We start from the raw sequence: 13442 nt of genomic DNA, 5'->3' as shown, positions 1-13442 counted from the left end.
TTACAATTGCTATTTAAACATATAGCAACGGAAACGCCTAATACTGTATTAAAAATAAGTTTACTAAAAAATTTCATCCTTATAAAAGAATTAATTTTAATGGGATAGGTCTATTCTAGACCCCTTTTCATAGCAAGATTTCCCAATCTTATTAGATAGATGTAAAAACTTCAAAAAGGTTGCGTCGTTCATCTAAAAAAATTAAAAGATGTTGTATTTTAGCTTAGCTCCAGAAATGTAGAATTCGACAAAAAAAAACAAAAATGAGTAGTGAAAAAGACGCTAAATTAAAAGCACTAAAATTAACCTTAGATAAATTAGACAAAGCCTACGGCAAGGGAACAGTAATGAAAATGAGCGATCAAGCTGTGGTTGACGTTGATGCCATTTCCTCAGGATCTCTTGGTCTAGACATCGCCTTGGGCGTTGGTGGTTACCCAAGAGGACGGGTCATTGAAATTTACGGTCCAGAATCCTCGGGGAAAACCACATTAACCTTACATGCTATTGCAGAGGCTCAAAAGGCTGGAGGAATTGCTGCGTTTATTGATGCAGAGCATGCCTTTGACCGAACTTATGCTGGAAAGTTAGGTGTAGATATTGATAATTTAATTATTTCCCAGCCAGATAATGGGGAGCAAGCACTCGAGATTACGGATAATTTAATTCGTTCTGGTGCTATTGATATTGTGGTTATAGATTCCGTTGCCGCGTTAACACCAAAAAGTGAGATCGAAGGTGAAATGGGAGATTCTAAAATGGGGCTTCATGCAAGATTAATGTCTCAAGCTTTAAGAAAACTAACGGGTTCTATTAGTAAGACCAATTGTACAGTGATTTTTATCAACCAGTTGCGTGAAAAAATTGGGGTAATGTTTGGTAATCCTGAAACGACCACTGGTGGTAATGCCTTGAAATTTTATGCTTCAGTAAGATTAGACATTAGACGTTCTACCCAAATTAAAGAAACGGATGGTAATGTAGCAGGAAACAAAACACGTGTTAAAGTGGTGAAAAATAAAGTAGCACCGCCTTTTAAAATGTGTGAGTTTGACATTATGTATGGTGAAGGTATTTCTAAAGTTGGAGAAATTCTCGATGTCGCTGTAGAACAAGAAATCATTAAAAAGAGCGGGTCTTGGTTTAGTTACGGAGACACGAAATTAGGACAGGGAAGAGATGCCGTTAAGGCCCTGATAAAAGATAATCCTGAACTAATGGATGAACTTGAAGAAAAAGTAAGAGCGATCATTAAGTCTAAAGACTAATAAAAAGATCAAGTTTAAAAAAAAATCCCATTCTTTGGGATTTTTTTGTTTTTGGACGCAACCCTTTTATAAATAGTGCATCTATAGTAGTACACCGCAATAGCGGATAATAATTAAATTATGTTAATGAGAAAGATTTTAATTTTATGTGTTTTGACATTGTCTTTGGCTTCGTGTAGTTTAGACGACAATAATTACGTGGAATATGATACTGAATTTGTGCCTATTGAGAGCGTTACTATTCCAGAGGAATTTGTTTTTGGGTCTACCCATCAAATTTTTATGACCTATTTTAGGCCAACAAGCTGTCATAGTTTTTACGATTTCTTTTATGAAATTAATTACAACGAAAGAACCGTTGCAGTAGTAGATATATTTCCTATTGGTCAACAATGTGAGGTTTTAGAAGAAGAGGAGGTTGAGGTATCCTTTAATTTCCAGGTCAACAGTATGGAGCCCTATGTATTTCGTTTTTATCAAGGCGTAGATGAAACAGGAGATGATGTGTATTACATTGTAGAAGTTCCCGTAGTTGAAGAATAATAGAATTATTAATAAAATTAATACCGAGATCATGTGAGTTTAGATCAGCTCATAGAACAATGTAAAAAGAATGATACCCAAGCACAGAGCCAGATATATAAGCTATATGCGAGTAAACTGTTTTCCGTTTGCTTGAAGTACTCGCGCAACTATGCCGAAGCCGAAGATAACCTTCAGGATGCCTACATTACCATTTTTAAAAAAATAGATCATTTCAAAAATAAAGGTTCTTTTGAAGGTTGGCTAAAGCGGATTGCTGTAAATACCGCGTTACAGCGCTACCGAAGTCCTGGTGTTTTTGACATTGTCAATGAAGGGCAAATTGAAGATGTAAATGTTGAAGTTGACGATGAGGATATTAGTTTAGATTTTTTATTAGCTATTATTCAATCGTTACCAGATCGTTACAGATTGGTCTTTAACCTTTATGTTATGGATGATTATTCACATAAGGAAATCGCTAAAATGTTAGAGATCTCAATAGGGACATCTAAGTCTAACTTAGCAAGGGCACGACTGATTTTAAAAGAAAAGATTGAAACATATAAAGCGAAGACCAACTCGCAAAGTTTATAATGAGTGAAAAGAAAAACATAGACAAACTCTTTAAGGAGCAATTCAAGGATTTTGAAGTGACTCCTAATGACGATGTCTGGAACAAGATAGAGCAAGAACTTCATAAGGATAAGCGCAAACGTCGCGTGGTACCATTGTGGTGGAAATTTGCAGGAGTTGCAGCAGCTTTAGTTTTTATGTTAACGGTTGCCAATACAGTTTTTAATGGGGGTAGTACTGAAAACACTCCGATTGAGAATACGGTTGTAGGTGCTGAAAATGAATCTAAAACCGATGCTTCGGAGACCATCACTTCAAAAGAGGACTCTAGAATTTCCAGTCCTGAAAGCGATGTTAATGCAGAAGAGATATCAGTTTCAGAAGAGCGAAACACTGGTATTGCAGAAACGAATACAGCTTCGGAAACTAACGAAAGCTCCAGTACAGGTAATACAACATCAAAAGGATCTGGTATTAGCAATAAAGGAAATTCAGTGAAGGAAATGTCGAAGAACCCAAATACTGGATTAGCCAATTCCAATACTTCAGAAAAAAGCGAAGATAAACAAGAACTTACATCTCAGAAGTATAATTCAAAAAAGACGAATTTTAGTCAAGAGCAGAATGAAGAAGGTATGGCTGTTGCTCTTGATCGCAATTCAAAAGAAAAAATTAAAACGCAAACAACGGCTAGCAGTAACTTAAATGACGCTGTAGCCAATACAGATCATCTATCGAATCAAAAGCCTAACAAAGACTCTGAAAGTGCCCTGATAGATGCCTCCGAGTCTGATTCACTGATATCTGACCGTAAACGTGATACCGATGCAGCAGTAACAGACAGACTAGCTGCTGTGAACGAATCACAAATTGAGAAAGATTCAATCCAGGCCAATCAAGACCCTAATGCCATTGAAGAAGCTATTGCTTTGGCCAATGACAAAAAGACCATTGAAAAGGAGGAAGATGAGAAATTAAACAGGTGGAGCGTTTCCCCAAACGTAGCACCTGTTTATTTCAATTCTTTAGGTAAAAGAGGATCATCTTTAGACAATCAGTTTAACAATAACGTCAAAGAAGGTGATGTGAACATGAGTTATGGGGTAGCAGGGAGCTATGCCGTCAATAAAAAGTTGAAGATAAGAGCTGGTGTCAATAGAGTAGATTTAGGTTACAGAACCAACAATGTCATTGTGTTAGATGGTTCTAATTCTGGAATTTCTTCAGCATCTGTTTCTTCTAGTCCTTCTAACTACAGTGACGTTCAAATTCAGCAACTGCGCAATATTAGGTTAGAGGATGATTATGCCAATGATGCTTTTTTGAGTGCAAGCTCCAGAAGTTTTGCCTCAGCTCCAGGAATTTTATCTACTAAAGAACAAAGCGCTCTAGATCAAAATATTGGTTTTATTGAAGTGCCTTTAGAAATAGAATACAGTTTGATTAATAAAAAAATAGGAGTCAATGTCATTGGTGGATTTAGTACGCTCTTTTTGAGTAATAACGAAATTTATACGGTTCAAAACAATGGGAACTCCACATTGTTGGGTGAGGCTACTAATATTAATGACCTGAGCTATAGTGCTAATTTTGGATTAGGATTTAATTATAATATTTCCAAACAATTTCGATTTAACCTAGAGCCTACTTTTAAGTATCAAATCAATACGTTTAGCAATACATCCGGTGATTTTAAACCTTTCTTTATGGGCTTATACACGGGACTTAGTTTTAAATTTTAGTTTTTTAGTTGGTTAGATATTATTGTGATTTAAACACAATAATGAAGAAAAGCTGCTCTGTGCCAAGAGCAGCTTTTTTGATGTTTTAGTTAGCGTTACACACTCTTTGACAAGATTTCCAATACATCAGTAATCATTAAGATTGTGATACTATCTAAAAATCGTAAAAGATCACTGTTTAATATTTTTAAAACGCTTTAACTCATTTAAAATAAGGTCTCTTGTGGTTTTGTTTAGCGCTTTAGTGTCTTTACTTGTAAGTCCTTCCGTAGAAATAAAGGCCAACACCTTTGCACGCATTTTGCCTGGGCTACCACTAAAAAATGTAAATGAAAAGCGTTGTTTATTATCGGCAAAAACTATGGGAATAATTTCAATTTGATGATTAATGGCCAACCTAAAGGCGCCATCTTTAAAATTATCTAACAAAACGTGTTCATCTGTGACACCGCCTTCCGGAAAAATGCAAATACTCATCCCCTGATTGAGCCGTTTTTGAGCTCTTTTAAATACTGCTTGACGGCTCTTAGGATCACTTCGATCTACTAAAATACAGGTGCGTTTGTAGAAGAAACCGAATAATGGAATTTTTGCCAACTCTTGTTTACCAACAAACACAAACGGGTTTTTGACCGTAACTAACATCAACATGATATCTGCCATTGATGTGTGATTGGCTACAAACATATAGCTGTTCTTAGGTTTTGGAATTTGATCGCGCTCAATGCGCACTCTAAAGCCCATTCCCAATAAAATAAACCAAGCCCAAAGGCGTGCTATTTTAAAAAAAGTGGGGTACCACGACTCTTTGAGTATTGAAATGATTAAAATTGGCAACAATAGGATGATAGGTAAGGCCACTAAGACGTAAAACCAAATGCGATAGATCACCCAAAATAGATACTTAAAACCCTTCATTGGTGGTAAAAGTACAGAATACTTTTGAGCTATTTAATTAAAAAAAATACCTTTGCTGACGATATAGTTTTAATAGTATAAATAGATTTTCGCTGAGGCGGAAAAAGAACATGGCAAGAATATTAACAGGAATACAGAGTACGGGTACCCCACATTTGGGTAATATTTTAGGTGCGATTCTACCTGCAATTGAAATGGCAAATGATGAAAAGAACGATTCGTTTCTATTTATCGCCAATTTACATACCCTTACTCAAATTAAGGATGCAGAGACCCTAAGGGAAAACACCTATTCTACAGCAGCAACTTGGTTGGCCTTTGGGATAGATATTCATAAAACTGTATTTTACAGACAAAGTGATGTGCCTCAGGTTACGGAGTTATCTTGGTATCTCAGTTGTTTTTATCCATACCAGCGCTTAACGCTTGCACATGGTTTTAAAGACAAAGCAGGCCGATTAGACGATGTTAATGCGGGGCTATTTACTTACCCAATGCTTATGGCGGCAGATATTTTGTTATATGATGCCGAGATCATTCCCGTTGGTAAAGATCAATTGCAACACATTGAAATGACTCGAGACGTCGCATCACGCTTTCATGCAAAAATGGGAGATACGTTTGTCTTGCCAAAAGGACAAGTTCAAGAGGAAACCAAATTAATTCCAGGAACTGACGGTGAGAAAATGAGCAAAAGTAGGGGCAATTTCATCAATTTGTTTTTAGAGGATAAAAAACTTCGTAAACAGATCATGTCTATAGAAACAGACAGTACGCCTTTAGAGGCTCCTAAAGACTGGAGCGCCTGCAACTGTTTTGCGCTGTATCGTTTATTGGCTTCTGAAGCTGAAATTACGACCATGAAAGCAAATTATGAACAGGGCAATTATGGTTATGGTCATGCTAAACAAGCGCTTTTCGAGTTGATTGTTGAAAAATTTGCAGCGCAAAGAGAACGCTACAACTATTATATGTCTAACCGTCAAGAGATTGATGAGATACTAGCCATTGGCGCTGAGAAAGCAAAGAAGGTAGCAGATGATGTGTTGAAACGAGTACGCGAAAAAACAGGGTATTAAGCGGATTGTTTTATAAAAAAGAAGACCTCAAAGTTCCATTATTTGGCATACTTTGAGGTCTTTTTATGTTGCAGGAAACTGTGTTTAGTTCATCAGTTTCTTTTTAACTAAAGTTTTGTTTTCTAATTGGATTACTGCAAAATAGACGCTTCTTGAAAAGTTGAAAGCTGTTTCAAAATTCGGTTTTGATCGGTCTAAACTATAAGTAGCAATGGTCTTACCAGTTAAATCGTATAGTGTAATCGCCTTTATATTTTGTGTAGACTGTACCTTTAATACATTGTCTTTTACAAAAGCAAAGGTTTCAGTTGTTGCTAAGTCTATAGCAGAAAGCGTATCGTTGCTATTGGTGTATCTTAAGATGAAACGATCGTTGGTGTTTCCAACAGTACCTGTAAACGTATAAGGGGATTGTCTCAAATTATGGATGGTATTTTGATACGTATCTTCAATATAAATGGCTTGTTCTCCTTCTACAAAGATATTACCTTCTAGGTTGTCAATTGCAATTTCGAAGATTCCAGCTTCATCAATGTTGACACCAAGAGGAATCACATCACTATTTACAAATGGTAAAGGACGACCTTGAATAATCATTTGTTCTTCAGAAATTAAAGAATAGATACTAAATTCTTCACCATTAGTACGTGAATCATAAAGACGATCTTTACCGTAAGTAGCCCCATCAGCATAGCCTAAAAGAGTGCTTGAAGATTGGTTATTGGCTTTTACTAAACTTAACCAGATCAATTGCTTTTCTAAGTTAGTATCTGCGGTAGTTTCGGCACTTCTATAAAAATCGGTATTGTCATAAGCATTTTCACTAGCATCATAGCGCATCGCGTTGTTGAACGTTACATTTCCTGTAGATTCCGCTTGAACAAAAAAGGCTTGTCCTGCAGCAATGTTACCACTAAATGACGGGTCTGGAGTACTACCTAAACCATTGCTTGTGATGTATTGATCGCCGTAGTTGTATGCAAAATCCTGATAATAAGGATTGCTTGTAGGATTAGGAGTTGTGCTTATTGCAGCGCTGTGGGTCCAGATACGTACGTTACCATCTATATTGGTGTTGGCGTTTAAGAATTTCTCAACATTTAGAGCTGATGGATAAGGGTTTCCTATTAAATTCCAGTTTGTTTCTTCAGAAGACACCGCTGATACTGAGGTGATCGATTTAGTGATTACCCCATTATTAGGTTTCCCAACAAATTGTGCTGTAAAAGTTGCAGCACTGTTAACGCGCTTGATATATCCGTCACCAGCTGTCATGATGCTATTAGATGCAGAGACCCAATTACCTTGAGATCCATTAGCGTTTGATGCATCGGTATCCCATTGGTAAGTTGCGTTACCAGGAATATTAGAGACGTTAAACCCTTGTACAGGTGATGACCAGTACACGTAATCATTGTTATGTAGGTTGCTGGCTTCACGTTTCATTTTAATGAGGCCACTATTTTGATTGGCTGAAACGGCCTTAGTTTGAATTAAACTTGCATTGTCTTCTAAGGTAAAAATACCTGCTGGAACTTCTGGTTGAAAGTTGTCTTCAATATCTGTGAAGGCAGGAATAAGATCCTCTACAATGAGTTCATCGTAAAGTTTAAGGGTTGAACCAGCAGCAATAGTCACTTCACGACCCGCAGAAACTTTACAATCACATGCTTCTAAATTAGTATTAGGAGCTGAGGTATAATCAGCAGCAAAATTTAAGCTTCGATCAGCATCGTCAACAGTAAGTTCTGCAGCCGTATATGCTGGTGGCAAAGAAAAAGATGTTCCATTCCAGGTTACAGGTGTGCCACCTTCGGCAAGTGTTACTGGAAGAAAAACGGTACCATATTCATTGTAAATCTTTACTTTATAAGTACCTAAATCAGATGGTGTGATACCGCTACCGGCATTAACATTAAAATTAGCACCAACCACGCTAGGCTCAAGTGTACCTTCTTCTCCTGAAATTGGCGTATTATAAGTGAACCATTCATAATTTAAGGCTTCTTTTTCTAGTTCCTCAGGCGTTACTGCTGTGCTTCCACCATCTATATTAGCTTTGGCATTAAAGGTTACGGAAGACGTATTTGGAAATTTACATACAAATCTTGAGACTGGGTTTTGTTCGATAAGTGGTGATTTAATATCAAAAGCACTCTTATTATAAGCTAAAAAAGCAATATCTGCTCTACCACCAGCAACCATATTAATATTATTGATCAAATCAATATTTGAGGCATCAATACCAAAATGTTCAAGTTTTAGAGCAACCATTCTTAATGGCCTTGTTTCATTATTAGAAAATGATCTTGCTTGTGGTGTTGCTACATCGTAGTTGACGTTATTGTTAAAGCGGTATAAATCTAATCTCCATTCTGCTAATAAACCTGGACCGTTTCCTTCGTCTTGCATGTATAAACGCACAGGAGTACCAACGACGTTTCCTAAGTCATCTGCATAATAATACACATCATAAGAACCTGGTTGTGCTATTTGTGTAATTAATAAATCTGGTGCATCATCTTCAACAGATGGATCTGTAATATCTAGAGCACCTACTTGACCATTACCACTAAAAAAACGAATATCTGCAGTAATATTGAAATTTGCAATTCCTGTACCCAAGTCTAAACCATTGACCCCATCTACAATCACGTCAAATACAGTAAGCCCTAATATGTTTGGTGAAGTAACAGCAGTTCCTTCATTAAGTTCGTTATCTACCAAATCTGCCATAGCTAGATAATTCGCGCTATGGGTCTTTCCTGTAACGCCGTTGGTAGAATATGCTTTAAAAGTTTGTGGGATAAATTCAAGGTTAGGAACGTTATCAACTTCTGTACCTAAATTAGAAATTAACCAGGCATCGTTTACACCTGTAGAATATACAATACCTCCATACTTAAAGCCTAGTAAATCATGACTAGTATTTGGGCGATCAGAATGATCATTTTTCCAATCGTTAGATCTCCAAAAGCCATTATAGGTCGTGTATATTTCGTCAATTCTAGTAATGGTGTTATCGTTGTTAGAGTTGTCGGTTCTTTGGTTAGAATAGCCTACATAATCAATAGCAATGCCAGTATCAACGTTACCAATATGTAAACTACCAGATCTGTTACTGGTGCTATTGTAATTGACAGTAACCGTCATTTCGGTAGAGCTTATAAAGGTTTTACCGTCAACACCAATGTCGTTACCTTTAATGCTAAAGGATGTTCCAGAGGTAAAACCAGTTCCAATAATGGTGATTTTTGTATCACTAGTTACTCTGGTAGGAAATACGTTAGTTACAGTTTGTGCGCTAAAAATAGCAGGAATAGATAGTATCAACACTAAGACACTTAGTTTAAGCGTGTTGAGTACTCTTAAATTAAAAGTAATTGTAGATTTCATAAGTAGGATTTTTACAAGGTCTTTTATTGGTTTTACAGTAAGAGGGGGCTACTGTAAAGCAATCAATTTTGTTTATAAATAGATGAGGGAAGCCCAAAGGTCTACACAAACCAATTACAAGAAAAAAATAGTCGATGAAATGTATAATAAATACGATGAAATGTATAAAAATACATTTTTTAAAGATGAATGACACTGTTATAATCAACTAAAAACCATCCGTTTGATAAGGATATCACGGATGGTTTCGAGGATTTTTGGTTAACTATGGAAAGCGTTTGAGAACAACTTTCCTGTTTAGTTCATCAATTTCTTTTTAACGAGTGTACCGTTCTCTAAAGTAATTACAGCGAGATAGACACTTCTTGAGAAGTTAAAGTCTGACTCAAATCGATCTCTAGAGTGATTACTATTAAACTCGGCAATGGTCTTACCAGTTAGGTCATATACAGTAATATCCTTAATATTTTGAGACGACTGAACGTGTAACACATTATTCTTAATAAACGCAAAGGTTTCAGAAGTTGCCACATCAATTGCTGACAGGGTGTCTTCACTACCTGTATATCGTAATAAGAAACGGTTATCTATTGTGCCCTCTTCGGCAGTAAAAGAATAAGGTGATTCTCTTAGATCGTGAATAACACCAAGAAAAGTATCTTCAAGATAGATATCTTGATCTGCCGTAAACAAAGAACCTTGTAAATGATCTATACCAATATTATAAATGCCATTTTGATCAATATTAACCCCTAGTGGTACCACATCACTGTCTACAAAAGGCACAGGACGCCCTTGGATGACCATTTTACTATCTTCTATCATAGAATAGATACTAAAGCTTTCGCCATTAGTAGTGGCATCATATAAGTTGTCTTTAGCTAGAGTAGCACCATTTACATAGCCAATTAAAATACTAGAGGCAGTTTGATTTTCATTGACAAGCGTTAACCAAATTTTTTGGTTTTCATTGTCAGCATCTACTGGTGAATCTGCTGCCGATCTAAAAAACTGATCGTTATCAAAACCATTAGTATCATCATCAGCCGGATCTCCAGTGGTATTTGAGGCATCATCGTAGCGCATAGCATTTGTAAAAGTTACATTACTATTATTTTGAGCTTTAACAAAAAAGGCCTGTCCCGACGCAATATTACCGTTAAATCCTAAATCAATACTAGAACCTGTCAAGTTATAAGATAAATAATCATTGCCGTCATAGTTATATCCAAAATTATTTTCATAATAAGGATCACTATTAGCAGCAGAAAGAGCCGTGCCATGCGTCCACAAATGAACAGCGCCCTCAATGTAAGTATTATCCACATTAGGATCCCCAACTGTAGATGTATTTGCGAGTAAAAATTTTGAAGCACTTATGGCAGAGGGATATGGGTTACCAATAAGGTTCCAATTTTTATCATCTGCATCTTGAGTTCCACTGGTTGTTGTCTGCATAGCAATACTGATTGTTCCATTTCTTGGGACGCCATTAAATTCTGTTGTTATAGCGGATGTAGCGTTTGGAACACGTTTGATGTAACCTTTACCCGCTGTCATTATCATATTACTTGCGGATTGCCAATTACCTGATGTGCCATTTGTGTTTATAACCAACGGATCCCATGCTAGTGCATTACTACCTGGTATATTATCAATGTTAAAATTGGATACTGGTGAAGACCAATACACATAATCATCTTCATTAACACTAACATCACGAATCATCTTGATACTTCCACTATTTGGAACAGATGGAACTAAACGTGTTTGTACCAAACTCGCGTTGTTTTCAAGTGTAAAGGTTCCTGCAGGAACTGCAGAAATGCCTTCTTCTGTATTTTCAGCAATCGCTGGTTGTATGGTCAATTCATCATATAATAAAATTTTAGAACCAGAGGGAATTGTAACATTGCTACCAGCACTAACGACACAATCGCAACCTTTAAGGTTTCCAGGCAAATTGTAAGATGTTGAAAATACTAAACCTCTTTCTTCTTCTGCTACAGCTCCAAATGGTGATTGCCACGAGGATCCATTCCAAAACGTAGGAGTACCACCTTCAGAAAGCGTAACAGGAAGTATAATTGCTCCATTACTATTTTCAATTTTCACTTTATACGTAGCTAGTTTAGCAGATGTGACACTGTTTACAGTATAAGAAGAGGTCGCTGTGCCTCCAGGAGCAGGTAAATTGTATTTTAACCACTCATAAGTCAACTCCTCACCAGATGCAGGAGCTGCAATACCACCATTACCATCGTCAACACCAGCAGTTACATTAAAGGTGACATTAGATGTACCATCCACCTTACAAACAAATTTTGACAATAAGGGATCAGCTACTGGAGATTTGATATCAAAGGTGGCTGCATTATATGCTAAAAAAGCCATATCTGCGGTTCCTCCAGCGTTCATATTCACATTATTAATTTCTCCAATATATGTGGTTGGATCTAATGGGTCTCCCCCAATTTCAAAATCCTCAAGTTTAAAGGCGAGCATGCGTATTGGGCGATGCTCATTATCGTTACTGGTAAATCCTCTTTTATTTGGATTAGTGGATACAAATGGCTGATTGCCAGGAAAGCTAAATAAATCTAGTTGCCACTCTGCTAAGCGCGTATCGGAATCATTGTTGATAGTGATTTTAATTGGCTTGCCTACTACATTTCCTAATTCGTCGGCGTAATAATAAATATCTGTGCCGCCCGCCTGAGCTATTTGTGTAATTAGCAAATCTGGTAAGTTATCTCCAATAATACCGGGTTCGCCATTTCCACTAAAAAATCGAACACTCACATCATTGTTAAAATTAGAAATCCCAGTGCCCAACTCCAGACCATTTTGTCCATCTACAATGACATCAAATATGGTAATTCCCGCAATTTCAGTTAAAGTAGAAAGATTATTATTTGTTGGGTTTTCATCAGAGCCAGTTACACCATCAACTAAATCACCTGTTAGAATGTAATGATTACTATTTGTTCTACCTTGTACGCCATTAGTAGAGTAGGCTTTGTACCTTGTATCATAAAATTCTCCTGGATCGTCAGTTTCATTGGCTGGCAACTGTGCCCGAAAATCTGTTTCAGATAAAATTCCAGTAGAAAAAATGGGACCACCATTCATTTTAAAGCCTAAAAGCTCATGTTTGCTATTTGGCCAAGTACTATTATTTGTAGGGGAAGATTGCCAATCATTGGATCTCCAAAAGTTATTCCCATCACCGTTTTGATCCCAGTTGGTATAAATTTCTTCTATAAAATAATCTCTACCGCTTGTCAAGCTTTTTGCCAAGGGTTGAATGTAATCAATAGTTTGATTAAGACCGGTATCATAAGTGTAAGATGGAGCAGAAGGTCTATTTATGGTCAATGTACCGCTTGTAGAAGCTTGTGTTCTATTCACTTCTACGGTCATTTGAAACTCATTGACATAAGTTCTATTAGTGACACTTATTCCAGCACCAGTAATACTTATGTATGCTTGATCACCAGGAATAAAATCATAGCCAGAAATCGTAATTACACTCTGGGTAGTCACTCGAGTTGGAAAAATATCTGTTACCGTTTGTGCCATTGATGAAAATGAAAAGCACATCATCAACATCAAAACGCCAAATCTTAACGGATTAATTAATCTTAATTTTAAAGTATTTTTTGATTTCATAATTACGAAATTTAAATAGTCAGTTTCTTGGTTTTACAACATATTATAGCGTTGTAAAACATCATGTATTCAATTATAAAAAAGCGGAAAAACAATTAAAGATGCATAGAAATCAGGCATCGAGAAAAAAAATTAGCTGTTCAGCATAAAATACCGCTAAAACACCGTTTTTAGGGCGCTAAGACGCTTGATTAGAAGAGATTTACCTTGATTTAGTGGATCGTGAAAACTCACTTTTCCGGAGAAAATTATAACAAGGTGCATGGCTG

The 13442-nt window shown here is 36.6% G+C and carries 8 protein-coding genes; 5 read left to right on the top strand and 3 right to left on the bottom strand.

Annotation, left to right across the window (positions count from 1 at the left end; genetic code table 11):
• Positions 1–263: 263 nt before the first annotated feature.
• The 4 genes from recA (at position 264) to P176_RS19990 (ending at position 4108) form a co-directional block, all read left to right on the top strand.
• Positions 264–1268 (top strand): recombinase RecA, encoded by a 1005-nt coding sequence (gene recA / locus P176_RS0108645; RefSeq protein ID WP_026754336.1) that lies wholly within the window; start codon positions 264–266, stop codon positions 1266–1268.
• Between the two features lie 126 nt (positions 1269–1394).
• The gene (locus tag P176_RS0108640; RefSeq protein WP_026754335.1) at positions 1395–1811 is read left to right on the top strand and encodes a hypothetical protein; all 417 of its coding nucleotides are present in this window, start codon (positions 1395–1397) and stop codon (positions 1809–1811) included.
• A gap of 33 nt (positions 1812–1844) precedes the next feature.
• Positions 1845–2387 (top strand): RNA polymerase sigma factor, encoded by a 543-nt coding sequence (locus P176_RS0108635; protein ID WP_026754334.1) that lies wholly within the window; start codon positions 1845–1847, stop codon positions 2385–2387.
• The gene (locus P176_RS19990; RefSeq protein ID WP_051605436.1) at positions 2387–4108 is read left to right on the top strand and encodes a hypothetical protein; all 1722 of its coding nucleotides are present in this window, start codon (positions 2387–2389) and stop codon (positions 4106–4108) included. The genes P176_RS0108635 and P176_RS19990 overlap by 1 nt, the downstream gene beginning before the upstream one ends.
• A gap of 171 nt (positions 4109–4279) precedes the next feature.
• On the opposite strand, the gene P176_RS0108625 is transcribed toward P176_RS19990, so the two are convergent.
• On the bottom strand, positions 4280–5026 hold the full coding sequence (locus P176_RS0108625; protein ID WP_026754333.1) for a 1-acyl-sn-glycerol-3-phosphate acyltransferase: 747 nt from the start codon (positions 5024–5026) through the stop codon (positions 4280–4282).
• 110 nt (positions 5027–5136) lie between these two features.
• On the opposite strand from P176_RS0108625, the gene trpS reads away from it, so the two are divergent.
• Positions 5137–6105 carry a tryptophan--tRNA ligase gene (gene trpS / locus P176_RS0108620; RefSeq protein WP_026754332.1) on the top strand — a complete coding sequence of 323 codons (969 nt, stop codon included), beginning with the start codon at positions 5137–5139 and terminating at the stop codon, positions 6103–6105.
• An 84-nt stretch (positions 6106–6189) separates the two neighbouring features.
• On the opposite strand, the gene P176_RS0108615 is transcribed toward trpS, so the two are convergent.
• Positions 6190–9501 (bottom strand): hypothetical protein, encoded by a 3312-nt coding sequence (locus P176_RS0108615; protein ID WP_026754331.1) that lies wholly within the window; start codon positions 9499–9501, stop codon positions 6190–6192.
• Between the two features lie 297 nt (positions 9502–9798).
• On the bottom strand, positions 9799–13173 hold the full coding sequence (locus P176_RS0108605; protein ID WP_037348845.1) for a T9SS type A sorting domain-containing protein: 3375 nt from the start codon (positions 13171–13173) through the stop codon (positions 9799–9801).
• Positions 13174–13442 lie beyond the last annotated feature (269 nt).

Origin of the sequence: Sediminibacter sp. Hel_I_10 (assembly GCF_000688335.1) — a bacterium.
In the GTDB taxonomy this organism is placed as follows: Bacteria; Bacteroidota; Bacteroidia; order Flavobacteriales; family Flavobacteriaceae; genus Psychroserpens.
This window is presented reverse-complemented; position numbering and strand designations above follow the sequence as displayed.

Coding starts and splice junctions, on each gene's coding strand:
- recA (WP_026754336.1), top strand. CDS start 264: ATGAGTAGTGAAAAAGACGCTAAATTAAAAGCACTAAAATTAACCTTA.
- P176_RS0108640 (WP_026754335.1), top strand. CDS start 1,395: ATGAGAAAGATTTTAATTTTATGTGTTTTGACATTGTCTTTGGCTTCG.
- P176_RS19990 (WP_051605436.1), top strand. CDS start 2,387: ATGAGTGAAAAGAAAAACATAGACAAACTCTTTAAGGAGCAATTCAAG.
- P176_RS0108625 (WP_026754333.1), bottom strand. CDS start 5,026: ATGAAGGGTTTTAAGTATCTATTTTGGGTGATCTATCGCATTTGGTTT.
- trpS (WP_026754332.1), top strand. CDS start 5,137: ATGGCAAGAATATTAACAGGAATACAGAGTACGGGTACCCCACATTTG.
- P176_RS0108615 (WP_026754331.1), bottom strand. CDS start 9,501: ATGAAATCTACAATTACTTTTAATTTAAGAGTACTCAACACGCTTAAA.
- P176_RS0108605 (WP_037348845.1), bottom strand. CDS start 13,173: ATGAAATCAAAAAATACTTTAAAATTAAGATTAATTAATCCGTTAAGA.